A 26676-nucleotide genomic window follows, 5' to 3' on the forward strand; every position below is an offset into this window, starting at 1 on the left:
CGGTCTAAAAACGATAGACAGCCGTCCTAAAATAGTTGGAGCTTCTCTGGCTTCAGTCTGAAACGAAATCCAATTACATCCCTTTACGAGTCGAGTGAATCCGTCTCGGAGTAGAGGATACAGATCCGCGGTGATATAGTCTCCGTCATGCTGCGACCTCTTTCAGAGCGGTCATAGCAAACCACTCACTCCTGAGATGTTCACTAAATCCAATAGAGCGATAGTTTGCGAAATCAGTTCGCCTAACCGACAAGCACGGGCGGACTTGGAAAATATCGCAAGGACCTGCGCAAGCGATTTGCAGATGCCCCTTTCGCTATCGATAGAGGCAAGAAGGCTGTCTCTAGATGGACAACCCCTCATTACTATAACGGTACCACCCGAGCTTTCACCGCAAAGCGAAGCAGCTTTCAAGCTAGCTAGCTGCATCGCCGGATTTTGCCCCTACGCAAAGGTGTGCGCCCGAGTCGCAAGTCAAAGGGCTAATTTTTCAACAAGCAATTAATGAACAGACTGACTATTCCCACCAAGGACACTTCTAGCCACATAAAAGAAAAACCGGTTACTTTCAGAACAGACTATGCTGGAAACATTCCTGTACCCAATAACTGGTTGCACATTTTTCAGGTTGCTGCAGAACAGCTAGACTCAGTCTATCTGCAAAGTCGAAATACCTACGCTCGTCTAGTTTCACACACTCCGCTGCACAAATTCGCTTTCGACGAGGAGCTAAATGAGGGCGTTTCACTTGATGGCTCATTTCGCTTCCGGCAACGCTCCGGTTCTACTGTTCTGGCCAAAGTCGACTACTGCGATTGCTGCAACAGCCCGGGCCGTATCTCGTTTTTCAATCAACGCGGCTTCGAAACACTACAGCTTTGCTGCCCGAGTACAATTCCCATATATAAATGGGCCCGCTTCGTTCAATCGATTTGCCAGGGCACTCCGCAATCCGAGACTACATCGGAACCTTCAGGCCTCTCTCCGCTAGAGAAGGGACCTATCCCTTTAAGACACACGCCAGCGACTCTCGTATCCATTCTTGATTACATCTGCGACAGGCAGGCAAGTATCGAACTCACCTTAGAAACCCCAGATTCAACGCAAATTCGAGAACTCACCCCTAAGAACATTTCCTTCGACGATATCACAATTTCCGCGCATGCAGAGCGCTGCACATTCCAGATAGGGTTTCCTGCCATCAAATCCTTACAACTGGATATCGAGGATCCAGAAACGCCAACCCTTATCGTTACAGGCCCCCAGAACCTTCAACTCATGGCCATTCGTCCCACCTCCGAACCTTTCTCACGGAGCTGCTTCTCAGCGATAACCAACGACCTACTTTCGACCTGAGAGCACGCCGAGACAACTACGCCTAAAACAATCTTCCTCGCTCCCGCCAAATGCTTGAAGACTCAACAAACCAGACGCTCCACATCTACTTCGCCACCATGACTGGCAATTCAGAGGAGCTCTCCATCGAATCCGAATTGCAAATACGCAAAGGACCTGGTTGCTGAATTGCAAAGACTACACGCTAGTTGTTCGCGCCTAAAACAGAAGCAGACGCTTACTTCAACGAGACATTCGAACAATGGACCAGGCGTGTGGTTGAATCTCTTGACGATCTCGACGAGAGTGATGAAGCAACTGTACAAGAAAAGGCCGTACCCAAAACGTAAGGACGCGGCCTTCTCTAAAGAAACGTTTAAAGACCAATCATAGGATCCTTCGGTATGGCTCCAAATCCTACGATCACCTCTTCCACCTCCATAAAGTAGAGATGGCTAAAGAACTGGCCCTGCCAAACTTCTTCCACTGTAAATTTGCCTCGGATCCGGATGGGCACGTTATCCAAAAGGTTCACTCCCTTTTTAGCCCGAGCAAAGACGTATCCGTTTAATGCGGGCATCGCGCCGTAACAACAAGCTCCCGTATCCGGGAGCAGGAGAAATTCATCCACCTTTTCGCCCTTGACGGAGATCGGCATCATGTAGCCGGCGATCTCCACCTTCTTTCCGTTCTTTTCAAGCACGTCGGCCGGAACAACCTCAGCAAGGTACTCAGGATCCTTGCGGACGACCTTGCCCTCTTTCTCAGGTTTCTCTGGCAGATAAAGTCCAGACGAAAGCCGGTCAAACCCGATAAACGGATAATCGCCCTGAATGGCAGCCTTGCCGTTCGATAATTGGCATAAGGACATGACCAGTCCTGCAAAGATTACAAACAATGCTCTAAATCTCATATTCACTCCCCTTTTCCATTCCCTAGTCACCATGTGTTCCTTCTGGATACGGAATGCTGACCGACTCAAACACTTGGCCTAACAATTCCAATTCTGCGAACGTTATCTCAAATTCAGATTTCATGGCAAGTTCCGGGGCTAGAACAGAGAAATGCGAGCTGTCGCCAACCGTTTCCCCCGTAGCCTCACTTGCCACCGCCTGGAAGAGCAAAGGCTGCTCGCTACCAGCCACCTCAGCAACAGCGGCAATCGCAGGAGCTGCAATCCGAATAAAGTTCTCAGCCTCGCCATCGAGTACATAGAGGTCTACCTTTCCCCCATCAGCATCCGGTGCGATTTCGATTTGGAAAGCATGATCGCCTAGCATCCCCAAGGCTCCACCGTGTGGCGCGTGATGAACATGTTCGTGGCCCACCTCGTGATCGTGGTCGTGGTCGTGTCCACCGCCGCAACCCGTAAAAAGGTGCATTGTGCCCGCAGTCCCGAGCAAAGCCAGCATTCGTAGTATATTTCTCATTACAAGATTCCCTATTATTATAAGTGTTTTGTCACATCCACAGTATAGGCCTTCAAAGCAGGAGCGAGACCGGCTAAGAAGCCAATTACAAGTACGCCCAGAGGGACTGCCCAAAATGCAGGATTAGGGGCGAATAATTCGAGCATAACACCGGCTCGTTCTCTCACAAACTCCGCGAGGGCGAAGCCTGCCGTCAGATACAATAGGAAGCCTCCCAACAAACCCAGAATGGCAATCCCGAGTGACTCCAAAGTTGCAATACTAAAGACAACCCGACGGCGTGCCCCTAGGGCTCGCCAGACTGCGATATCCCGCTGACGTTCGCTCATCGAGTTGTAGAGCGTAGCCGTTACCCCGGCTGCAGCAATGATCGCCACCAAGACAGCGATCGCCCGCAGGGCTAGGTCAAACCAGCCGAGCTTGTTGAACAGCCGCAATACGCTCTGGCTTGCGGGCCAAGCGAGAGTCATCCGATCTCCTTGCTTGTTGTAAAGCATATCGAGCTGAAATCCCGCCGCGCGGGCTCCGGGATGAAATTTCAAAAGCGTGGCGCTGACCGAGTTTGCAGCAGCCGCCGCGTGGCCGCTCATGTTCTGAATCCCTGCTACGGGAATCCAAATAACCCGGTCTGCTGGCGTACCGGTTGGCTCTAAAACTCCGACCACAGTGTACAGCTCCGCGTGACGAGCATTCACGTCGTATTGTAAACCATGATACGGGTGGAAAGTGTCCCCTTCCCCTATTTGCAATTGCTTAGCCGCTTGGCTACCAACCACAGCTTCTAATTTACCTGCAGCGAAGACGCGCCCAGTGTCCGCGATCTCGAAACCTTGACCTTCTCGATATTCGTGGTCCTGCAAATACTCCGGAACAGTGCCCACTAACCTAACACCTCTATAGTTGTCTCCCACCGCGATTGGATAAGCTTCGGCAATCACCGGGTTGGCCTTGATCTGCTCGTAATCGCTCCAACGCATCAGACCGGGGGAATCGTCCAAGTGGTAGAGAGCATTCAAAACAATTTGCAGCTTGGAACCGCGCGGTCCAAGTACCGCGTCAAAGCCGCCATCCGCAGCCGCAAAGCTCCTCTCCGCTTCAGCCTTGAAGCCCCAAACAAGTAAGAGCAGGCAGACCGAAAGGGCCATCGAACCGGCAGTGACCGAGCTGCTGAGAGCCCGGTTCTTCAATCCTTTGAGGGCGATTCGTAACGGACTCACAGCTTAGCCTCCCCTGCGTTGGACAAGACCCTGTTGAGCTCCCGAAAATCCACTCTCGACTCGAACCGCTCCACAACGGATCGGTCATGACTCACCAGAAGCAGCGAAGCTCCGTTTTCCTCGCATAGTTCGCGCAGCAAATCGATGGCGAGCTTCCCCGTTTCCTCGTCGAGGCTACCAGTTGGCTCATCAGCCAAAACGAGACGAGGACGGTTGGCCAAAGCGCGAGCGATCGCGACTCGCTGCTGCTGTCCGACCGACAACTGCGACGCTCGATAGTCGATACGCTCGCCTAAGCCCACACGCATGAGAAGAGACTTGGCGAAGGCTCTATCGACCTTCGCGCCAAAGGACATCCCTAGTTCCACGTTTTCAAGGCACGAGAAATCACGCATCAGATGGAAGCTCTGAAAAACATAGCCGATCGTGCGCGCTCTGTACTGATCTCGCGCAGCTTCTCCAAGCTCCGAGACCACAGTGTCCTTAACACAAATCCGTCCTTTGCTGGCCGGCAGGATTCCCGCAATCAGATGCAAAAAAGTGGTTTTGCCGCATCCGCTTGGCCCTTTCAGCGCCATCTGTTCACCCGCTTCGAGCGAGAAACGATCTACGGCCAATATTGCCCGTTCCCCGCCGTCCGCCTCGGCGTAAGACTTCTCCAAATCCGCTATTTCCAACAAAGCCATAGTCTTCCCTCCAGAATACGCACGAAGCTGGGCAAGTGATTCAAGTATTGCAAAGCCCTTTCAATTATTGCGACACGCCTTTAACAGCTAATGAGGCGTCACTTTGACGAGCTGCATTCATCGCAGTGGGAGCAGTCGTTTTTTCGGCACAGCAAAAAATTTCGTACATGACCCGCGACCAGGAAGCAACCACCGAGCGTATTCAAAAGGGCATGCCAAGTCAGCGGGAGAACAGTAGCCAAGGAATCGCCCTCCTCCGCGGCAGGATGCAGCTCGCAGCAACCTCCACCAGCAGCATGAGTCTCGTCGGAAGATCCCCCCAGTAGAGTTTGCTCTTCATTTTGTGCGTAAATGGACTCTGCCGCATGATCGTGACCATCGCCGTGGCCATGTTCGATACGCTCTGCGATCAAAGCGGAGCTCAATATCCCAATGCCGATCACCGCGCACAACGCCACCCACTTGTCCTTGTGACGCCGGCATCCGCTCCAGACTGCTAAAGTGGTTGTCGGGATGACGAACAGCAGCATCCATAAATGGAAATTCTCGTCTACCCAGAAAGTGGTAGCCAGTAGCGGCAAAGCCACCAGCAAAACGGGAGTTACAAGGCAATGAATACCACAAATCACCGCCATCGATATGGCGGCCTTATCAAGCGTGCTACGGAGAACGACGTTCATTGCCGCCATTATCGCAACATTCTTGCATTTAATGCAAACTCAATTGCGGATGGAATCAAGATTTGCAGTGGAAGAGCCATTTTCCGGGGAGCAACCAGACTAACGAAAAGAGGCTTGGCCGACTGAGTCTCTAAAGCCATACCTCCATTTCGAGAATCGTGACGCTCGATAAAAATCAAAAGCGCCGAAAGGCATCGACTATGCTGAGGCCAGACCTGCTACTTTGAGAGACGTGGGCCCATACTCTGAGTTTTCTTTAAACCCTTAAAATTTAAAAGTGAACACCCGTAAAAAACTTCTTTCCCTTCTCATGGCGATACTATCCTGCACGCTGGCCAAGGGAGACGCTATTCGCCAAACTAAGGGCGACTTCTACGACGCCTTCCGGCAACTGGAGGTGGACCTACCCTCACCAAATGTCTATCGGACCGCCTCCGGAGCCCCCGGCCACGCCTACTGGCAGCAGCGGGCGGACTACCAAATCGAGGTTTCGCTCGATGAAGACGAGAAGAGCATTACGGGCTCAGAAACCATTTCCTACACAAATAATTCGCCGGACACCCTCCGCTACATCTGGCTGCAATTGGACCAAAACCGATTCAAGCCGGATTCGGGTCAAAATCTGACCTCGACGACCTACCAACGGGACGGAAAGGACAGCCTCGGCTATGGAACGCTGCAGCACCACTATTACCTGAAAGAGCGGGGCCTTGGGTACCATATAAAGAGCGTTACAGACGCAGATGGGACTGAGCTACGTCATACTATCGTCGATACGATGATGCGCATCAATCTTCCGACTCCTCTCAAGGCTGGAGAAAACCACACCTTCAAGGTCGATTGGGAATTCAACATCGCCGAAAATGGTAAAGCCTGGGGGAGAAATGGCTTCGAGCATTTCGACGAAAACGATACCTACATCTTCTTTTTGGCCCAGTGGTTTCCTCGCCTCGTAGCCTACACCGACTACGCTGGCTGGCAGCACAAACAGTTCTTGGGCAGCGGCGAATTCACCTTGGAGTTTGGCGACTACGAAGTGGCCATCACCGTCCCTTCGGATCACGTCGTATCCTCCACCGGAGTCCTGCAGAACCCGGAGAATATCCTGACTTCCGTCCAACAGGAACGGCTGAAAGAGGCGAGCTCCTCCGACCAGCCGGTATTCATCATTACACCGGAAGAAGCCTTGGAGAACGAAAGCGAAGGCGTCGACGACACGAAGACCTGGCGCTTCTCGGCCACCAATGTGCGCGACTTCGCGTGGGCGAGCTCACGCAAGTTCATTTGGGACGCTATGATTCACCATCAGGACGATGCCGAAGTACCCAAAGTTCTGGCCATGTCCTTTTACCCGAATGAAGCGATGCCGATCTGGCATACCTATTCCACTAAGGCTGTGGTCCATACCATGGACGTGTATTCACGTTTTTCATTCAACTACCCCTATCCCACCGCCCAATCCGTCAACACTTGGAAAAGCGGCGGGATGGAGTATCCAATGATTACTTTCAATGGCTACCGGCCAGAACCCTTCGAACAGGAAGAGGAAGAATCGGACGCCGAGATTGTTGAGTCAGAATCACCCGATGAATCAACTCCCTCGCAGGAGGAGGATACACCCGAGTACATCGCCAAAGGTATCCGCGCCGACCAGGACTACACTTACTCGCGCACCACGAAAGTAGGCTTGGTTGGAGTGATCATCCACGAAATTGGCCATATCTACTTTCCCATGACAGTGAACTCCGACGAACGTCAATGGACTTGGATGGACGAGGGTATAAACAGCTTTCTGCAATATACCGCCCAATACGAATGGGAGGACGATTTTTGGAGCAGCGACAAACCGCAGCTGGATATGATCTCCAGCTACATGACGAGCAGTAACCAAGTGCCCATCATGACCCAATCGGACTCCATCACTCAGTTCGGGAACAACGCGTACCGCAAACCGGCAGCCGCCCTGACCATCTTGCGCGAAACGATCATGGGCAGAGAGCTATTCGATTTCGCCTTCCGTGAATACTCGCAACGCTGGAAGTTCAAACGCCCCACCCCTTCCGACTTTTTCCGCACTATGGAAGACGCTTCAGGGGTAGATCTAGATTGGTTCTGGAGAGGTTGGTTCTACAGCACAGATCACGTCGACATGGCGATTACCGACGTACGGGAATACAAGGTCTCCACCCTCAATCCTGAAACGGAACTGGAAAAGCAACGCGCAGAACACGAGGCAGCGTATCCAGAGCCTCTGACCCAATCTCGCAACAAAGCCGAAAGGCTCACAATGCGAGTCGATCGCGAACCTGAGCTCGCAGACTTTTACACCGAGAGCGATCCCTTCGTGATCAGCAACCAAAACCGCAACGACTACACAAGTGCCCTCGAAGGGCTGGAAGATTGGGAAAAAGCGACTCTCGAAAAAGCCTTGGAAGAAGATGACTTCATTTACTTCGTCGATTTCCAAAACATAGGCGGCCTACCCATGCCGTTGCCACTGCGGCTGATATTCACCGATGGATCTGATGAGTTTCTCATGATTCCTGCTGAAATCTGGAGGCGGAACAACAAGAACGTCACCAAGCTACTGATACGTGACCAAGCGATAAGCTCGATCGAGCTAGATCCTCGCCACGAAATAGCAGATGCGGACTACTCAAATAATAGCTTCCCCTCAACCATTCGCAAATCTCGGATCGAACTCTACAAGTATAAGCGCAACAGACGCGATCAAATGGCAGAAATGCTCGCCAAGCTAAAACCAGCAAAAACCGGCGAAGAGGAAGACGACGCCAAGGATTTACCTCTGGATACACCAGACCAGCAATGAAGCGACTCTCGATAGTCTTGGCCGCCTTGGCTTGGCTCAGCGCGAGTGACCTCCTGGCTCATCGCAAGCCAGAGGCATTCACATCCATAACGCGTAACGAAAATTCGGGTACGGTTGAAATCGTCCACACACTGCACGCGCACGATGTCGAGCCAATCATTGATCGTATTCTGAACGACAAAGGACAATCACTAGAAACCCTCGAAGGGCGGGCTCGCATGGCCATTTACGTTGAGAAACGATTCGGCATTAGAGAAGCAACCACCGACAAGCCACTAAGCTTGACCTTAGTCGGAGCGGAGGTTTCCGGAGAACATCTGTATGTCTATCAGGAATACGAAGGGTATCTACCCGACTCCTTCTCGATCAGAAGCGATATTCTGCGCGACGTCTACTCGAAGCAGTCCAACCTTGTTAGCATCAAAACTGAAACAATTCGCCTCACGCTTTTCTTCACAGGCAAGGACAAGTGGAAAGCAGTCCGCTAGGGAAACAGGAATACTCTCCTCCCTTTTGTGCCCGGGACTTCGCTCGTAAAACTCCCTCTACCTCAGTTCCAAATCGAGCCACACGAGGCGGTGGTCTGAGCTTTTCGAACGGTCTTCAAACAACTCCGCATCAGGCGAGCTGGTTTCCGGCCAGTAAACACCGGAATCTAAAACCTGAAGCGACTCACCGGACGAGGGCAAAACATAGTCCAGACGCCAACCCGCGATATGCGTGCTATGACGAGCGCAATCGTCGCCAGGCCAGGCTTCAGTCGCACCATCGCTATCTGGCCTCGGGTCGACGATAGATGGATGCTCCAGCAACTGCTGGATCGCTCCCTCGTACGAATCGCCGTTGCAGTCCGACGCATTCAAATCACCAAGAATGACAAAGGGCTCGTCAGAGGCCATACCTCCGGCCTCCCCTGCGTCATCATAAATGTAGGCTGAGATTTCTTCGTCGGGACTGACGTAATCGGCCCAAAAGCGAATCTCGTCGTTGTTGCGACGCCCATTGCGATCCTCCTCGCCGTCGAAAACTGGCGGCGTCGGGTGACTGGCCAGCACGTGCAAAGCCTTGCCTCCAATCAAAACTGGCACATCCCAATGCGACTTGGACGATAACCGGAAATGATTCCAAACCTCTGCGGAATAGTAACCGCTCCCATCTTCCTTCAGCGGTTTCAAAGCACCCGGCATGTCCTTCCACAAAAAAGTCCTGAAAGTCCGGACACGCTCCGAATCGATTGGGAAACGACTTAAAAGGACCATGGCATAATGCCCTGGATACAAGCCGAAGCCGTAGGCGTCGGCGGGCAAACTAAGCGTACCGTCGTCGTTGATATCGACCGGTGACAATTCTCCTGTGTTGGATTCGGCCAAGTAGAAGTAATCGTAGCGGATCGGCTCATCGCCTCGTTGAGAGATACCGAGGTAGTTATCCTGGAAGGCATTAATTCCTTTGCTGGTATCCGCGATATAGTCGAACTCGTTCAGCAGCACGATGTCGGGTCGTCGCTTTTGCAGAATCGCCGCTATGGCTTGAATCTGTGGATTGTCTCCGGAAGCCAGCTCTTGCTGCAAAACGAGACTCGACGCCTCGTCTCCATAATTCCCCGACTCCATGCTCACGTTAAAAGTCGCCACTCGGAATGGTTGCGCAGTAGCCACCTCGTGATTGGCAGCGACTTCCTTCGCTGAAAGCTTAGAATCAACCGAATTGCTGAAAGCCACTAGTAGGCCAAATGTCAGTAGATGAATTCGAAACGACATGGGCAAAGCATAGGTCGAATGCTCGCGGCAAGTATAGCTTCAAATGAGTTACATAACTGCGCAATTCTTCAAACTCGATTCGATGGCCGCACGGTCGAGATCGATTCCTATCAATACGATCTCTTGGCGACGATCGCCAGTTTCCATGTCCCAATTTCTCCAAATCTCAGCCGGTATCTGCGATCGATCAATTTCACCGGCTTCGAGTCGAGCCTGCATCCATTTTCCTAGGTAATCGAAACGAAGGGTGTCTCCGGCTAGAGAAAGGTAACCCACCCGATCTAGATCACGGTTAGTCCAAGCAAATCCCTTTGCTCTCAAAAGCCCCGGCACCCCACTTCGCAAATACGCCACAAACTTGTGGTGTTGCAGCGGATACCGAGCCCGAAAGGTAAATGCCATCAGACCGTAGTCTCCATGTTTATGCCCTTTGGCTGGTTCCTTTTTCAACGGGTTGTGGTCTGAATCACGATCGTGCCTCAGCTCTTGATCGCACCGTGACTGCTTTAAGGCGTTTTCGAGTTCAAACCGTTCCACCTCTAGCAATTGCCTGATATCTACCTGTCCCTCGGATGTCGTGAAGATCGCTGCCTCCGGACACATGGTGGCGAGAACGGAGTGCGATCGTTGCAGCGATTCTTCATCCACAAGATCGCTCTTATTGAGCACGATCACATTCGCTCCTTCCACCTGTAAGGTCAGCAACTCGCTCAGCGGCCTCCGTGGATCTGAGAATAGAAGGAGCGAGCGACGAACAGGCGTAAATGCCTCCTGCACCTTATCTACCCACCACTGCGCATCGACCAAAGTAATGAGATTAACAATACGCACATAATCCAAAGCCGAAACATCGACCTCGTCTCGCGAAGCAAGGCTTGAGATGATACCTTGCGGCTCGGCAATACCCGTCGCTTCGACGATGATGCAATCGGGTTTACGTTTAGCGAGTTCGATCACAGCTTCTCCAAAAGCGCTTTGAATGCCACAGCAGATACACCCATTGCTCAATTCTACGATTTCGCCGGCTGACTTCTCATCTAGCTGAGCTACATCCTTGGTAAACGCGGCATCGATATTCACCTCGCCGACATCATTGACCAAAGCCGCTATCTTGAGGCCCTTTGCCTCGCGGAGGATGTGATTGAGGACAGTCGTTTTTCCCGCCCCCAGAAATCCGCCCAGAATAAGAAGAGGGATACGTCCATCTGACGCATCCCCTTCTGAAATATTAGCCTCCGCTTTTTCCAAGCTGCCGACCTTCATGAACAACTAGAAGCGAGTCCGCACACCAAGCTTCACGCTTCGTCCTGGCATGGGAGCGAGATCCTTTAGATAGGAAGTGTGAGCTCGGGCTTCCTCGTCGCCCAGGTTGCTGCCAATCGCAAAAAGATCCACAGTTACCGAATCCGTAGTCTGGATACGGTAGAGCAAGTCGGCTCCCCAGAGAAAATAGCTATCAGTTGGCAATTCGTTGGGAGCCAGATGTGATGCCGCTTCATGATAACGACCTTCAATGCCTGCTACCCAAGGCCCAGACGCATACTCGTAGCGTGCCCCGATACGGCGCGTTGGAATTCTGGGCATATTAGTATCGAATCGCTCGTTGGTTGCACGCGTCTGATCAAGCATCACGTCGATATGCATGGCTCGATCGATTTCGTCAACGATGTGGTAGCGAAGGTCTAGCTCGTAACCATAGAATTTAGCATCCGCGGGCGTAGCTTGAAAAAGATCCAATCCATCCGTATCCAATTCTCCATAAAGCGAAGCAATCGTATCTTCATCCAAATATCGCATATATATGTAGTCGCTGAAATCGGAGTAGAAAACAGTGAACTCACCGGTCACCTTACCCGCAACCAAGCGATAAGACATGTCAAGATTGACAGAGCTCTCTAGTCCGAGACTGGAATCACCGATCTCGTAACTCTGAGTGCCCACGTGAGGACCAAATGCATAGAGCTCGCTCGCGCTTGGCGCACGCTCTGTATAGGTGAGATTCGTTGCGAAGACCGCACTTTCCCCGACCTTGCGTACAAAACCGGCGGAGGCGTTCCCAGTAGTGAAACTCTTTCCGCTCAATGCCGAGTCGACTGGATCGACATCCACATTTTCGATACGGCCACCGAATTCCCATGCTCCCCACTCACGATTGAGACGCTCAACCGCGAACAAACCATATTGCGTTGAATCATTGGCAGGGATGAAAGCCTCCTCGCCCACTGCTGAGAAGGACTCACCCTTTAGCTGAAATCCAATTGCTCCAGTCAAATCACCCAAAGGACGATGAACGCCGGTCAGTCTCAGTTCGAAACCATCCCGATCGAAAACGGTGCCCACTTCGTCTCCTTCGAGTTCCTTGTGCTGATACTCGCCATAGCTGAAGTTCAGCTCTACCGATTCGAAAAAGTCTACCGGGTCAATCAACTCACCCCGCAGGGCGAACCGAGACTGGTCCAAGTCGATGCTGACACTTTCTTCCGCATGTTCTTCCTCTTCCTCATCGTGGTCCTCTTCCTCTTCGTGCTCATGCTCGTGAGAATGGCCGGGAACACCATAGTCGGTGTCGTACTTCGAGAACGAGAAACCAAACGATCCGGAATCGCCGAACCAAGTCATTCCCACATAGCCAGACCGCGTATCCACAAAGCTATTTTCCAAAACACCAAAGACTTCCTCCTCTTCCTCGTGATTCTCTTCTTCCTCCTCCGCTTCCATCTGGTAGGCCGATTCCGCATAACCCGGAATCTCGATATCACCAGAACTACGCTCGAAATAACCTAAGCTCCAAGCAATATCTCCCTGTCCTCCCTCAAGAGCGACTCCAGCCGACTTCTCGTCCGCAACAGAACCGTAGCTCACCTCGATTTCGCCGCTGATTGGCACTTGAGCACGCTCGATCGGTAGTTCTTTTCCGATTACGTTAACAACACCACCGATGGCTGCGTTTCCATATAGCAATGAAGCAGGTCCACGCACCACCTCGATATCGTGGGCGAAGAGAGGTTCGATTCCAACCGCATGGTCCGGACTAGTCTGTGAAACGTCGTGACTGTCCGTACCCTGGTTGAGGATACGCACCCGATCTCCATCAAAACCGCGAATGACCGGCCTGCCAGCACCCGGGCCAAAATAAGTAGAATGCACCCCGGGCTCTCCATCCAAAGTCGCGCCCAGATTAGAGACAGCCTTGCGGTCGAGCTCCTCTCCTGCTAGCTCGCTAACCGGCACAACCAATTCATCGACATTCGTTACGAATGGACTGGCGGTAACCACGTGAGGAGCAAGCTCTACAAATGAAGAACTGCTACCAGATTCCTCTTGGGCGAAAAGCAGACCGAATGGGGCGAACCCCACCGCTGAAGTGATAGTGAGTCTCTTGATGCGTCTCATGGCCGCCTTTATCGCAATATTTTTGCAATTTACGCAATCTATTTTTCGCAACTTATTTGCATTAAAAACGCGGCTCAAACAAGAATTCTCGCTAATACTCTAACTCGTTTATGTTTAGCTTGCCTAATGCTCATTCAACTCTACACGCTCCCTTCGACATAGGCAGTTTTTAACTGAAGCTGCTGACCGTTTTGGGGGAATCCCGTGAAACTCGGGAGCTGACGCGCAACTGTGAGGCCAATACAGGCCGTAGCCAGAATGCCCATGCCAACCATAATACATCCTCGCGCTCGGGATGGGCCTGAAAAGCTGGATACGCACGAAAAACGCGAACCAGCCGCTACTGGCATGCACTGGGCCGAGACTATCAGTCATGCTAAACTCAATACTCAGTCCCTTCATTGAAACACCTTTGCTCGCCTTGTTTGCGATCATCGGACTCGGCTTGCTCCTCGGTCGTATAGAAATCGGCGGTGTTAATCTCGGCTCTTCTGGTGTCATTTTCGCCGCCCTGCTCGCTGGCCATCTTGGTCTTTCCATTCCCAACCAAGTAGGCAGCGTCGGTCTGGTGCTGTTCGTCTACAGTGTGGGCATTGGAGCGGGAAACCGCTTCTTCGGAGCCCTGAAAAGAGAGGGTAGAGTTCTCGCCCAACTGGCGGTCGCAGTAGTCGGACTGGGAGCAATCGTCACCTGGACTCTCTCCGCAATCTACGACCTAAGCCCCGGCATGGCTACGGGCATTTTCGCTGGAGCATTGACCAGCACCCCGGCCTTGGCCTCGGCGATCGAAGCTGCTGGAGAACTTGGTCAAGATGTTGTGGTCGGCTACGGTGTCGCTTATCCGCTCGGGATTATCGGCGTGGTTTTATTTGTACAGCTCATGCCTCGGCTTCTTAAACTTAGCCTCGATGACAGCGAAGACGCCCCGACCTCCAACAATATAAGTCGCCAATTGATTGAGGTGACAAATCCGAGCTTCTTTGGCCAAACCGTTACCGACGAGAGCCTTCAGGCCATCGGCGGGTGCCAGATCAGTCGTGTTCTCCGCCAAGATCGACTCGAGCCCATCTCCGCGGCCGACACCTTCGAAGAGGGAAAAATCCTCCTCCTCGTGGGAGAGCCGCGCGGTCTACAATTAGCAACACGACTCCTCGGCCGAGCTTCGAATCGAGAGGTACATCTCGATGTAGATAATGAAAGGCGACGGCTGGTGCTCACGGATCGAAAGATCTTGGGTCAAACGCTTGGGCAGTTCGATTCATTGAAAAATCACGGAGTCGTCATCACCCGCATCGAACGTATGGACTTTGCCTTCACGCCTCAGCGCGAAACCCGTTTAACTCAAGGAGACATTCTCACCGTCGTGGGACCGCCTTCCCATTTACGCTCCTTTGAAAAATTTATTGGACATCGGCCCAACGCGTTTTCCGAAACCTGCCTCTTCTCCCTCTGTTTCGGCCTCGCATTGGGAATTATCCTTGGAAAAATCCAACTCCCTCTTCCCGGAGGGGAAAGCTTTTCGCTCGGACTCTCGGGGGGTCCGCTGATAGCGGCCCTCATCCTGGGCCATTTCGGACGCGTAGGTGGACTTATCGGCTACATACCCCGCCCTACCCGCGTTTTCCTGCAAGAACTTGGTCTCGTATTTTTTCTCGCAGACGCCGGAGTCAAAGGGGGCGCAACTATTTTGGAAGCGGTGCAAAGCCAAGGCCTGCAAATCTTCATCATTGGAGCGATCATCACTTTGATCCCGATGCTCTTGTGCTACTTCCTTGCTCGGCGAGCCTTCCGACTCCCTCTAGGTCAAACCTTAGGCGGAATTTGCGGAGGCATGACGAGTACTCCCGCGCTAGGAGCAATCGTATCCAAAACATCAAAACAATCCCCCATCGTAAGCTACGCCACCGTTTATCCCGTGGCTGTTATCTTGATGGCGCTCCTGGCTAAACTGTTGATGGCGATAATTTGATCTGGGAAAACGGAGAAGCCTGAAAGCTATTTCACGCTTCTCCAAACTGAATCGCCAGCTGCTTCAAAAAATTGGTACAGAGCTAGTAGCCACCGAATCGCCCAGCAGCGTAGCTACGGGCACTAGGACTTAGTTCAGCCTTGGAGCAGCAGCGCTGCCTCATAACACCAAGAATTCAGACTAAAAGCCCGTGATTACGGCGACTTTGGCTTAGCCATCAACAACATAGACAATCCGATCCCCCAAAGCCTGCCTAATACAAACAAGAACCCCACCTTATCTTCGCCTTGACCTGCCTTCCTTTTGTTGTGCCGTTCGTATTTGGCAGTATGGCTCAACCCTTCACGGGTTGCACCTGCCCGAGATGATTGAACAACACTAAGCTTGCCGCCTTAGAAGCAATTCGGAAGCGGCCCACCAAGTCATGGACGAATTCCTTTTGTCGCGAATCCAATTCGCGGCCAACATAACCTTTCATATCCTATTCCCCACCATCACCATCAGTTTGGGGTGGTTGCTGCTGTATTTTAAATGGAGATACAGCCGGTCGAAAGACTACCAGTGGATGGAGCTGTACTTCTACTTCACCAAGGTTTTTGCCCTTACCTTTAGCCTCGGTGTCGTAACGGGGGTCACCATGTCGTTTCAGTTCGGCACCAACTGGCCGGGCTACATGAACACTGTTGGCAACATCGCCGGCCCCCTGCTCGCCTACGAGATCCTGACCGCGTTCTTCCTAGAAGCGACTTTCCTAGGGGTTATGTTATATGGTTTCCGACGCGTACCCGCGTGGTTTCACTCGCTCGCTACCTTTCTAGTCGCAGCAGGTACAACCCTATCCGCTTTTTGGATACTCGCTCTTGATAGCTGGATGCAAACGCCCGCGGGGCATGTCATGATAGATGGCGTAGCCCATGCGGAAAGTTGGTGGGACATCGTATTCAGTCCCTCAATGCCTTACCGGCTTTTCCATACCCTACTAGGCTCGGGCCTAACCGTGGCCTTTCTGGCCGCAGGCTTGCTTTCCTATCGATACTTGAAGGGTGACAAGCGACCGGCGGTTCGCACTGGCCTCGCCACTTGCGTGGTAGCAGCTGCCTTTCTCGCACCGGTACAAGCCTTCGTCGGAGATATGCATGGAATAAATACCCGCGACTACCAGCCTGCTAAACTCGCAGCCATGGAGGCTCTTTGGGACAGCGAGGATGGAGCTCCCTTGGTTCTTTTCGCGTTGCCAGATGAAGAGGCCAGAGAAAACAAATTCGAGATAGCGATACCCAAGCTCGGTAGCCTCATAATTACGCGAGATCCCAACGGACACGTCCAAGGCTTAAACGAATTCGAGGGAGAACACCCAAGAGTAAGTCCCGTATTTTGGAGCTTCCGCATCATGGTAGGCACCGGCATGATCATGATCGCCGTCTCCGCGGTAGGAGCCTACCTGATCTGGAAAAAACGCGAATGGCCAAAGCTCTACCTGCAAATTCTCTTGGCGATGACCTTCTCTGGCTGGGTGGGAACAGTTTCCGGCTGGTATGTTACCGAAATTGGCCGCCAACCGTGGCTCGTCTACGGAATTCTGAAAACCAAGGACGCCGTAGCGGACCTGCCGCCAGAACACGTTGCCCTAACCTTGACGGGATACCTCGTCACCTACGTGCTGCTCTTTATCGCCTACATTGGCTCGCTCTTCTATCTCGCTCGCAAGGAAGCTGCCACCGAATCTAAAACGCCTGCTGTATCATGAATTTGGAGATATTTGAAAACGGTGCATGGCTGCCCTTCGTCTTCGCCTTCCTCATCGGGCTGTCCATGCTACTTTACGCCATCCTCGACGGCTACGACCTAGGGGTCGGACTGCTTTCCAAATCGGTCGACAGCGACGAACGCGACCGCATGATCGCTTCCATAGGCCCCTTTTGGGATGCCAATGAAACTTGGCTCGTCCTAGGAGTAGGTCTCCTCCTGGTAGCGTTTCCGCCCGCCCACGGGATTGTACTGACTAGCCTCTACCTGCCAGTTACCTTAATGATTGTCGCCTTGGTTTTCCGAGGAGTCTCGTTCGACTTCCGCAAGAAGGTCGCTCCCGAAGCCCAGCACAAATGGAACTTGGTCTTTTTCTGGAGCTCGCTTTGCATAACCCTAACCCAAGGCTACATGGTAGGACGCTTCATGATCGGTTTCCAGAGCGGACTCATAGCAGAACTGTTTTCAGTTTTCTTCGGCATGCTTGTGGTATCCGGATACGCCCTGATGGGGTCCTGCTGGCTTATTATGAAGGCGGAGGGAGACCTGCAGAAAAAGGCGATCAAGTGGGCCCGAAACTCAATCCTGCTGATGACTCTCGGCGCGGTGCTGAGTAGCGCTGTAGCCCCTTTTGTCGACACGCGCATCTACGACCGCATGTTTTCATTTCCGGAGGTAACTCTGCTTATCGCGATGCCGCTGATCTCGATGATCCTTACCTTGTTTATGCTCTTTATCCTCAAGGCCCTTCCCCTTGAGGGAGATCGGCTTTCCTGGATGCCATTCGCCATTTCGATTTCCATCTTTGTATTGGGATTTCTAGGACTCGTCTACAGCTTCTATCCTTACATTATTCCAGGGCAGCTGAAAATCGTCGACGCCTCCGCAGCTCCAGAGTCGCTACTCGTAATCCTGATCGGCACCGGCATAGTCCTCCCCTTTATGATCGGATACACCACGCTAGCCTACTGGATCTTCAGAGGAAAAGCTGAGGACCTAAGCTACGATTGAGGTCCCCGAACTTACAGAAACAGAAATCGGGCAAACCTACGAAAACGGTAACGCCAGCCCGGTCCTGACTGAATCTTAAGTCCGCGACCTTCGCGGAGAACTTTCTCTGAGCAAGAGCTACCCCAACCGAGCTGGGTACCCCTCCACCAAAATCGAGTCGATCCCTTCATTTTCCCGCGAATAAGTCTCAATTTCCGTCATTTAGCGATATAGAGTCTCAATAGCGGCGTTATTGAGACTCAATAACTACTGTATCGACTTAATTCACTGTTATTCTGCTAGTTACGTATACTTTTCAGTGATTTTCCCTTGAGAATAGCAGGCTTATAGCCGACTCTAATCTCATTTAACGGACTTTGTAGTCTCAAGAAACTCTAACGACGAAAATTATGTATACCATCAAGCCAGACCTCTGTGTTATGTGCGACGCCTGTCGCCCAGTTTGCCCTCGCAATGCTGTTAGCGCACACGAATCCGAAAAGACCTACGTCATCGACGCTGACGCCTGTAACGACTGCTCCAACATGGCAGCCGTACGTTGCGTACCGCAATGCCCAGCGGACGCTATTGTAAAAGGCTAATCCGCAGGCTTACTGCAAAATTACCAGAGCGGTTCCCATCTAGGGGAGCCGCTTTTTTGTGCCCACACTCAAGCCCGCCCTTTGCCGGGGCTTACGCAGCAGCGGAACCGGCCAGAAAAGCCAAAGCCTGACAACGAGCGTTGTTGAAAGCGCAGCTTCGACGTTGCGATTCCTTCATACACCCATAAACCCGCCATCCACAAACACCTTTGCACGCCAAAGGCATTAGGCCCATGTAGCCAAACACATCCTCCAAGGGATAGCCCAGAGCCACCCCGATCTCGTGCGGTACCGACCCCTGCTCAAGCCAGCGCTCTTTGACCTCTCCCAGAAAAGACTCCGGACTGAGTGGATGAGAATAGTTCAACTGCCCAACCATCACGCAATACGGAGACTCATCGAGTACTGCACGGAGACGATCCCTGCGATAGACGATGAACTTGAGAAAGCCATTGCTCTCAGCAAACAGCTTATAGTCAAAATTCCATTTGCCGGAGAGGCGCTCTAGCTCGAACTCAACGTCATCAGCCGTCATACCCATCTCTTGAAGGTCCATCGCGAGCAGCTCGCCCGTCTTCTCACTCAACAAGACACTGGACGCATTGAGAAATACCCATGCGTCGAAACGGCGGACTCGCTCCTCCATTTGAGCCAAAGCCTGCCGCCAGTCCAGGAAGGCCATAAGGGCAGGAATCTTCTGTGGTGCAGCGTTCATGGTGCTTTATTGCGACTGAGTCTTGATCGCTAAATAATATTCCTTTGGCAAGGCAAAACAGCCGTCCACCGGAAATTGGTTTAACCGAAGTCGACCATCGGCTTTCAGAAGCACAAGCCCCTATTGCAAACGGATCTCAAAAAATCCCTCTCAGGGCGCCCGCTATCCTTCTCGGGGTGGCGAATGACCCGTAAATAAAATACAAATCTGTCATGATTTATCACGCTACCACCAAAATAACTGCAGGAGCTCTAATCCTAGCCACTAGCTCTTTGAGCTTTGCAAAGGAGGAGACGTTCGACGACGCCTACGAGCTTGATCCCGTCGTCGTCACAGGGACTCGCACCGAGCGCATCATAAGCGAAACTCCTGTAAAAACCGAATTGCTCTTAAAAGACGATCTGCAGAGCTACAATCTGACGTCCCTCAAGGACGCCTTAAAGCTCGTGCCTACGGCCCGCTTCGAGAGCGACTGCCAGAACTGCGGTCTCAACCAAATCCAACTGCTTGGCCTCAGCACGGACTACACTTCCTTCCTCTTTGACGGATCGCCCCTCTACTGCGGCCTAGCCAAAGTTTACGGAGCCGACCTTTTCCCTGCTGTCTTCGTTGACCGCCTTGAAGTGGTCAAGGGTGGCAGTTCCTCTCTCTACGGGCCTGAAGCAATTGCCGGCGTGGTAAATCTCATCACCACCGAGCCAAATGAAAGCAGCTTCCTAACCTCTCTCTCAATCGAGAGCATCCTAGGAGACGCGACCGAGACCGAGGCAAGTTTCTCCTACGACAGCGTCGATCCTTCCGGAGCTTTCAGCTACACAGTTTACGGGATGCGCCAGGATCGAGATTCTCTCGACCTGACAACCGATGGTTTTTCCGAAATTCCAGAATTTGAAAACACCGTTATCGGTTTCCAGACTTGGTACCGCCCCAGCGAAACAGGCCAATTGAAGTTGTCCTACCAATACATGGACCAGTCGCACCGAGGAGGCGACAACCTAGATCTGCCAGAAGAGCAAGCTCGCGTCGCGGAATCGCTGGCTCATGAGATTAACATAGCGAGCGCCGAGTGGGCCCAAACGCTCGCATCTGACATCGACTACACCCTCAAGGCTAGCTACATCGACGTTCAACGTCATAGCTACTACGGAGCCCGTGCCGATCTAGAGCAAAGAGCGTACGAGGAAGCCGGATACGAAGGAGATGTGACCGAAGCGTACATCAGCGCCAACCAAAACGCCATCGACGCTCTGGCGCGTACCGTTTGGGGAAACTCTAACAATGACGTCTTCTACATCGATAGCCAAGTCAACTGGCGCAAGGACCGGCACACCTTCTCCACAGGTTTGCAGTACCGTCTGGAAACCTTGAGTGATGGACCCCTTTACGGAGCTGCTTCCAGCTACACGGAAGACGACTTCAGCAACACCAGCTTCTTCCTCCAAGACCAGTGGCTAATCGGGGAGAAAAGCGAGTTGGTGATGGGCGGCCGCATCGACGACCACGATAATGTTGACGGCACCGTTTTCTCCCCTCGCATCGCCTACCGCCACACTCAGAATAAGAACATGACTTACCGCGCCTCCTGGTCTACCGGCTTCAACGCTCCGGGAGCCTTCAACGAGGACCAACACATCGGCGTAAACAACGGCGGAGCCATCTTATTGCAGAACGACCCCGACCTAAAAGAGGAAAGCTCGCAAACCTTCAGCCTCGGAGCGGAATGGCGTCCAAAGAACCTCGAGGACAAAATCATCCTGCATTCGCAACTACACTACACCCTCCTCAAGGATTCGTTCGACATCGACGATTCCGGCGAGCTCTCTGGAGATGAGAACATCTGGCTTCGTGTAAATGGTGCCGAGTCCTCCGTATTTGTTTGGGAAAACAATACCAACTGGCAAATAAACGAAGCCTTCAAGCTCGATGCTGGCATCTCCTACGTCCGCGCACTCTACGACGAGCCTGTCGAGCGTGTAACAGGATTGACAACTCGCGAGTACCTCAAGCGCCCAGACTGGACGGGGCACATCGCACTCTCCTACGAAAATCATGAATTCGTCGACGCCAATCTCCTAATGTCCTACACTGGTTCGATGGTAGCCGTAGGCGAAGACGCAGACATCTGGCGCGATACACCTAAATTCCTAGTGATGGACTTCGGCCTATCTAAAGAATTCGAAGGATTTCTTGGAGACTCCGAACTTATCCTAAGCGCCGGCGTGAACAATATCTTCGACCAGCGCCAAAAAGACCAGCAAGACAACGGCGAGGAACGCGATCCGACTTACCTATACGGGCCTGTCAATCCACGCAGCGTTTACCTCACTGCACGCGTACTTTGGTAGCGTATCCTCCAGAGTAATACAGACGCCTCAGATAAGCGAATTTGAAATACAGGGTTTGGTCGATGACCAAACCCTTTTTTTACCCAACGATCACCTCTTGATTGCCCTCAAACCCGACACAAAAACCTAAATAAAAGATAAAAAGATGTCTATTTCTTCCTATATAAGATTAGCCAGAAACCTAGGGTTCTTGGCTTCGATCTCCCTCTCATACGGATCAGCATCGGCCCAAAGCTCAGAGACGAGTCTCGACACAACATTGTTGAGCACCGTCACTCTGGAGCAAACGGTCCTCCAATCACTCCCTATTCAAACGGATACACTCAACGAGGAGGATCTTTCCTCTTTTGCGAGCAATAGTGTGAGCGAGAGCCTCAGCTATGCTCCTGGCCTATTTATCGAAAACAGTTCCGGTCGCATCAAAAGCCCATCCATTCGCGGATCAAGCTCATCACACACACTCATTCTTGTCGACGGCCGACGCACAAGCCCTGGCTTCAAGTCAATGACCGACCTCAACCAATACCTACTCGGCGGTGTTGCACAAGTGGAGATCCTTAGAGGCCCGGCATCCGCCCTCTACGGCTCCGACGCCATAGGTGGTGTCGTGAATATCCTAACACAACACGGCATATCTAAGTCACCCTCTAGCCGTGCATATTTTGAATACGGAACCGGAGAATGGGATAGCTTGAGCGCAGGCGTATCGAGCGAGACCCTACAAGGGCCATGGGGCATTGCGGCATCCATTTCCTCCAGGACCACCGACCAATGGGAGAGCGGCGACGGAGCGCCTAGCGATGTGGATGACCTAGAAACGTACAACACCTCAGTCAACCTAGACTACCACCTCTCCGAAGACCAAACCCTAAGAACCCATTTCGACTACGCTCTCACTGAGCGGACAGGTATGCGACCTACTTCCGGTGGTGCCGAACGTCATGCTGAGGACGAGCGCGTCGGCTTCTCCGCCGAATACGAAAACAATTTCAGCAACGACGATAGCCAACTCGTCATCAGAACCTACACCAACACCTATAGCGGCGACATTACTTTCGATTTGCCGGCTCAAAAGGCCGCCGCTTTCAACCTAGCGACCGAAAGTCAAATTCTGGTCGGTGAAGCACGCTACTCGCAACGCTTTTCCGACTCGTTGAATTCGTTCTTCGGATTCGAATACCGTAATACCGAATACGAAATCGAAAGCGAATCTTCCACGAACCAAAGCGTAGACAATTTAGCCACCTACTCGCAATTCGTCTGGGATCCGAATGCCTCCACCGAAGCAATCCTAGGACTTCGCTACGACAATCAAGACGGATACGGGTCGCGTCTGTCTCCTAGCGCCGCCATCTCATGGAACTCACTCACTTCCGGATGGCAACTACACGCCGGACTTGGAAATGGATTCAGAGCCCCCAACGTTACAGAACTTCTTATCGAGACCTACGCTAACGGAGGGAAGACAACCATCCAGCCCAACGCCGAGCTCAAGCCAGAGACTTCGACAAACATTGAGGCTGGCCTTTCTTACATAGCTTCCGACTGGACCTTCGAAGCCACCGCGTTCCGCAACGAAGTATCGGATATGATCGAACAAGTTACGTTGTCCAAACAAGGCAAGCTTACGACCGCCCAGTGGCAGAATCTCAGCGAGGTCGAGATAGAAGGAGTCGAATTGATCGCAAGCTATAAACTCGACGAGACCTTCCGTATCGAAGCTTCTTATACACGGGTCGATCCCATCGACCAACAAACTGGATACCACGTGGAAGGACAGCACGAATCAAACGCACGCCTGAAATTCTACAAAGACTTCTCCCACTGGGGGATTCGGGCGAATCTAGCCCTGAACTGGGCCGGCAAAATCTGGGGAGCGACTGACACCATCGCCTACGAAAGCGCATTCACCGTCGATACACGCATTAGCAAGTCACTGAACGAACACTTCGAACTTTTCGCGGGCGCAAAGAACCTGCTCGACGCGGAGGAAAGCAGCCTTTTACCAGCACATTATTTCACGGGTGCCAACTTGCGGTTCTGAATTCGAACCTTGCGCTTCAATAAAACAAATACGTCCCATCACATACTTTTCAGATGATTTCCAAAAAGATTGTCCTTACCCTTCTGTCCACCGCAGCAAGCGTAACCCCCTTGAGTCGAGTTCTTTCCCAACAGAGCGACTCAACAACTAGAGGTGCAGAAACACTGCAGAACTTATGCATAGCATGCCACCAGACTCAACCCAGCCACGAGCTACAAGAAAAGGGCCTGGCGCCACCGCTCTGGGGTGTGCGCGACCACTATCTGGAGAAGTATCCAGATCGTGAAACATTTGTCGAAGCGATCGTCGCATATCTCCCAAAACCCGAAGCAGACAAAAGCCTAATGAAAGGGGCAATAAAACGCTTCGGCATCATGCCGCCACTCCCTTTGCCCGAGGATGCTCTCAAAGACGCCGCCAACGCGATGTATGACGCGGAGGGCTTCCAAGAACCGACCTGGTGGGCCGAACACGTGAAAGCCAAACACTAGAAACCTTCAACTGAGACCCTCGTGCCGCGAGGGTCTCGCTATTTAAATTAAGCGACAAAAACTTTAAACAATTTCCAGGGGGACCCGCCACTCGGCGCTTAATGCCTCTGTAACTATTCCACCCCACAGAGCTAATTTTTTATAACAAACTACGACTTCGTCTCAGTAAAATTGTAAAATACAGAAACCGGATTCCAAGGATAGTTCGATCCATTATCGTTCCTAATGTTCTTTATTAATATAATTGCGTCCAGATAGCAGATTCGTTCGTATGCGTAGCAGATTCCTGCAACCTTAACCCGAATCCTATGCATCTTCAGAAGATCCCCTTTCTTCTCACAGCAATCCTAGTCCCGAAACTATTTTCCCAAGACGTCGTCGAGCTCGACGAATTTAAGATCACCGGCCGAGGTAGCACCTTGGTCGGTGAAGCCATATCCGCCTCCGAGGGCATCATCGGTCAGGTCGACCTCGAGACACGCCCCATGCTCCGTACCGGAGAAATGCTGGAGGCAATCCCTGGCATGATCGTTACTCAACACAGCGGTTCCGGAAAGGCCAACCAGTACTTTCTCCGCGGTTTTAACCTGGACCACGGTACCGACTTCGCAACTTGGATCGATGGTATGCCAGTGAACATGGTTTCGCACGGGCACGGACAAGGCTACACCGACATCAATTTTATCATTCCGGAACTCGTCGATACGATCACCTACCTGAAAGGCTCCTACTACGCTTCCGTGGGCGACTTCGCATCTGCTGGCTCCGCTCAGATGACGACCTCAAACTCGCTGCAAAACGACCTCTTGTCGCTTTCCATTGGCGAGGACTCCTACCTCAGAGCATTAGCAGCGGGTTCCGAGCGAATCGGCAACGGAGAGCTGATCCTTGGCATCGAGCAGGTTGGCAACAACGGTCCTTGGGATCTAGATGAAAACTTGGACAAGCTCAACGGCATGATCAAATATGCGAGCGACCGGCAGGACGGAATTGCTTACTCCCTCACGTTTATGGGTTACGACTCGAGTTGGGATTCAACTGATCAGATCCCACAGAGAGCCGTCGAACAAGGGCTGATTAGCGACTACGGATTCATCGATGACACAGTGGGAGGCTCCTCCTCTCGCTACAGCCTTTCCGGAGAATGGACCAAGGACTCCGATGGCCAGTTCACCAAACTGACTGCGTATTCGATTTACTACGACATGGACCTTTGGTCCAACTTCACCTACTTTTTAGACAATCCGGAACAAGGCGATCAATTCCAGCAGTCCGACCAACGCGTTCTCTACGGGGCAAATCTAAGCCACACTTTCGAGGAAAGCAGTTTCCTGGGCAATCGAGCTGAGCACACCATCGGGCTCTCCACACGCTTTGACGACATCGAAAAAGTCGGACTCTACAACACCTTCGAACGCCAAGTCATCGGCGTGAACCGGGAGGATTCGGTCAAAGAGCTCAGCCTATCCGCTTTCTATGACACGGAGGTGGACTGGACCGAAACCTTTTCGACTAATTTCGGTCTTCGCTTCGACTACTTCGACTTCGACGTCGATAGCGATTTCGCTGCCAACTCCGGATCAGCGAATGACACCCAAGTAAGTCCGAAATTCAATGCCGTCTACACACCGAGCGATAACACCGAACTCTACCTCAGCGCAGGCTACGGCTTCCATAGCAATGACGCAAGAGGTGCGACCATCACCATCGATCCCTCGGATCGCATCACACCGGTGGACAGTGTCGACCTCCTTGTAAGATCATTTGGATACGAGATCGGCATCCGACACAACTGGAACGAACGCTCCAACACCTCGATCGCCTTGTGGACACTGGACCTCGACTCAGAGCTCCTCTACGTCGGCGACGCTGGCAACACAGAAGCCTCCCGTCCGAGCGAACGTATCGGCCTGGAAATCGCCAACTACTTCACCCTCTCCGACTACCTCACCCTAGACCTGGATCTCGCCTTCACCGATGCGTCTTATAGCGACACATCACCCGATGGCGACGAGATTCCGGGTGCAATCGATTCCGTTGGCTCAGCCGGTCTAAGCTACCGCTCTCCAGACGCACCGTGGTATGGTTCCCTTCGCTACCGCTATTTTTCAGACCGGCCACTCATAGAGGACAACTCCGTTCGTTCTAATGACTTCAACTCCGTTAACTTGAAAGTTGGATACAAAACAGGAAACTGGGATGTTAGCGTCGACCTGCTCAACCTGCTCGACTCGGATGACAAGGACATCACTTACTTCTACGAATCCAGACTCCCGGGAGAACCCGATGGTGGCGTAGCCGATAGGCACTATCACATCATCGAACCGATGACAGCCCGACTCAACATAACGCGGCTCTTCTAACCCTCTAGGTTTCAACTCCGTTTAAAAGGTTATCCTTTCTAAGCCACGGCCTCCCGCCGTGGCTTTTTCGCGCCCAAGTC

The 26676-nt window shown here is 52.3% G+C and carries 21 protein-coding genes; 12 read left to right on the forward strand and 9 right to left on the reverse strand.

Features of this window, described 5'->3' with window-relative positions:
* Positions 1-504 precede the first annotated feature (504 nt).
* Positions 505-1356, forward strand: coding sequence for a hypothetical protein (locus tag H5P27_RS17380; RefSeq protein WP_185661693.1), 852 nt, complete (start codon positions 505-507; stop codon positions 1354-1356).
* A gap of 355 nt (positions 1357-1711) precedes the next feature.
* On the opposite strand, the gene H5P27_RS17385 is transcribed toward H5P27_RS17380, so the two are convergent.
* The 5 genes from H5P27_RS17385 to H5P27_RS17405 form a co-directional block, all read right to left on the reverse strand.
* Positions 1712-2248 carry a DUF3299 domain-containing protein gene (locus tag H5P27_RS17385; RefSeq protein ID WP_221774776.1) on the reverse strand — a complete coding sequence of 179 codons (537 nt, stop codon included), beginning with the start codon at positions 2246-2248 and terminating at the stop codon, positions 1712-1714.
* Positions 2249-2270: 22 nt separating this feature from the next.
* Entirely contained in the window at positions 2271-2765 is a 495-nt protein-coding gene (locus H5P27_RS17390; protein WP_185661695.1) for a hypothetical protein, read from the reverse strand.
* 17 nt (positions 2766-2782) lie between these two features.
* Positions 2783-3982 carry an ABC transporter permease gene (locus tag H5P27_RS17395; RefSeq protein ID WP_185661696.1) on the reverse strand — a complete coding sequence of 400 codons (1200 nt, stop codon included), beginning with the start codon at positions 3980-3982 and terminating at the stop codon, positions 2783-2785.
* The gene (locus H5P27_RS17400; RefSeq protein ID WP_185661697.1) at positions 3979-4668 is read right to left on the reverse strand and encodes an ABC transporter ATP-binding protein; all 690 of its coding nucleotides are present in this window, start codon (positions 4666-4668) and stop codon (positions 3979-3981) included. The genes H5P27_RS17395 and H5P27_RS17400 overlap by 4 nt, the downstream gene beginning before the upstream one ends.
* Positions 4669-4766: 98 nt before the next feature.
* On the reverse strand, positions 4767-5348 hold the full coding sequence (locus H5P27_RS17405) for a MerC domain-containing protein (protein WP_185661698.1): 582 nt from the start codon (positions 5346-5348) through the stop codon (positions 4767-4769).
* Positions 5349-5658: 310 nt separating this feature from the next.
* On the opposite strand from H5P27_RS17405, the gene H5P27_RS17410 reads away from it, so the two are divergent.
* Complete coding sequence (locus H5P27_RS17410) at positions 5659-8178, forward strand: M1 family metallopeptidase (protein WP_185661699.1); 2520 nt, start codon at positions 5659-5661, stop codon at positions 8176-8178.
* Positions 8175-8666 (forward strand): DUF6702 family protein, encoded by a 492-nt coding sequence (locus tag H5P27_RS17415; RefSeq protein ID WP_185661700.1) that lies wholly within the window; start codon positions 8175-8177, stop codon positions 8664-8666. The genes H5P27_RS17410 and H5P27_RS17415 overlap by 4 nt, the downstream gene beginning before the upstream one ends.
* Positions 8667-8723: 57 nt before the next feature.
* Here H5P27_RS17415 and H5P27_RS17420 read toward each other — a convergent pair whose 3' ends face one another.
* Genes H5P27_RS17420 through H5P27_RS17430 form a run of 3 tightly spaced genes read right to left on the reverse strand, consistent with a single transcriptional unit; the run spans position 8724 to position 13331 of the window.
* Positions 8724-9938 (reverse strand): endonuclease/exonuclease/phosphatase family protein, encoded by a 1215-nt coding sequence (locus H5P27_RS17420; RefSeq protein WP_185661701.1) that lies wholly within the window; start codon positions 9936-9938, stop codon positions 8724-8726.
* A 48-nt stretch (positions 9939-9986) separates the two neighbouring features.
* Positions 9987-11201, reverse strand: coding sequence for a CobW family GTP-binding protein (locus tag H5P27_RS17425; RefSeq protein ID WP_185661702.1), 1215 nt, complete (start codon positions 11199-11201; stop codon positions 9987-9989).
* 6 nt (positions 11202-11207) lie between these two features.
* The gene (locus H5P27_RS17430) at positions 11208-13331 is read right to left on the reverse strand and encodes a TonB-dependent receptor (RefSeq protein ID WP_185661703.1); all 2124 of its coding nucleotides are present in this window, start codon (positions 13329-13331) and stop codon (positions 11208-11210) included.
* Between the two features lie 264 nt (positions 13332-13595).
* Here H5P27_RS17430 and H5P27_RS19845 point away from each other — a divergent pair, with 264 nt between their 5' ends.
* From H5P27_RS19845 to H5P27_RS17455, 5 genes are all read left to right on the forward strand, one after another.
* Entirely contained in the window at positions 13596-13736 is a 141-nt protein-coding gene (locus H5P27_RS19845) for a hypothetical protein (RefSeq protein ID WP_185661704.1), read from the forward strand.
* On the forward strand, positions 13705-15300 hold the full coding sequence (locus H5P27_RS17440) for an aspartate:alanine exchanger family transporter (protein WP_185661705.1): 1596 nt from the start codon (positions 13705-13707) through the stop codon (positions 15298-15300). Before H5P27_RS19845 ends, H5P27_RS17440 begins: the two co-directional genes overlap by 32 nt.
* 424 nt (positions 15301-15724) lie before the next feature.
* Positions 15725-17047, forward strand: a complete 1323-nt coding sequence (locus H5P27_RS17445) for a cytochrome ubiquinol oxidase subunit I (RefSeq protein WP_185661706.1) — start codon at positions 15725-15727, stop codon at positions 17045-17047.
* Positions 17044-18057 carry a cytochrome d ubiquinol oxidase subunit II gene (locus H5P27_RS17450; protein ID WP_185661707.1) on the forward strand — a complete coding sequence of 338 codons (1014 nt, stop codon included), beginning with the start codon at positions 17044-17046 and terminating at the stop codon, positions 18055-18057. Before H5P27_RS17445 ends, H5P27_RS17450 begins: the two co-directional genes overlap by 4 nt.
* A 389-nt stretch (positions 18058-18446) precedes the next feature.
* Positions 18447-18638: a 4Fe-4S binding protein gene (locus tag H5P27_RS17455; protein ID WP_185661708.1), complete on the forward strand. Its 192-nt coding sequence runs from the start codon at positions 18447-18449 to the stop codon at positions 18636-18638.
* A gap of 91 nt (positions 18639-18729) precedes the next feature.
* Here H5P27_RS17455 and H5P27_RS17460 read toward each other — a convergent pair whose 3' ends face one another.
* On the reverse strand, positions 18730-19353 hold the full coding sequence (locus tag H5P27_RS17460) for a DUF3793 family protein (protein ID WP_185661709.1): 624 nt from the start codon (positions 19351-19353) through the stop codon (positions 18730-18732).
* Positions 19354-19565: 212 nt separating this feature from the next.
* Here H5P27_RS17460 and H5P27_RS17465 point away from each other — a divergent pair, with 212 nt between their 5' ends.
* The 4 genes from H5P27_RS17465 to H5P27_RS17480 all read left to right on the forward strand — a co-directional run bounded on the left by H5P27_RS17465 (position 19566) and on the right by H5P27_RS17480 (position 26596).
* The gene (locus H5P27_RS17465) at positions 19566-21698 is read left to right on the forward strand and encodes a TonB-dependent receptor plug domain-containing protein (RefSeq protein ID WP_185661710.1); all 2133 of its coding nucleotides are present in this window, start codon (positions 19566-19568) and stop codon (positions 21696-21698) included.
* A 145-nt stretch (positions 21699-21843) separates the two neighbouring features.
* Positions 21844-23742 (forward strand): TonB-dependent receptor plug domain-containing protein, encoded by a 1899-nt coding sequence (locus H5P27_RS17470; protein WP_185661711.1) that lies wholly within the window; start codon positions 21844-21846, stop codon positions 23740-23742.
* Positions 23743-23795: 53 nt separating this feature from the next.
* Positions 23796-24233, forward strand: coding sequence for a hypothetical protein (locus tag H5P27_RS17475; protein ID WP_185661712.1), 438 nt, complete (start codon positions 23796-23798; stop codon positions 24231-24233).
* Positions 24234-24541: 308 nt separating this feature from the next.
* Positions 24542-26596 carry a TonB-dependent receptor gene (locus tag H5P27_RS17480; protein ID WP_185661713.1) on the forward strand — a complete coding sequence of 685 codons (2055 nt, stop codon included), beginning with the start codon at positions 24542-24544 and terminating at the stop codon, positions 26594-26596.
* Positions 26597-26676: the final 80 nt, after the last annotated feature.

It is taken from the genome of Pelagicoccus albus, from assembly GCF_014230145.1.
In the GTDB taxonomy this organism is placed as follows: domain Bacteria; phylum Verrucomicrobiota; class Verrucomicrobiia; order Opitutales; family Opitutaceae; genus Pelagicoccus; species Pelagicoccus albus.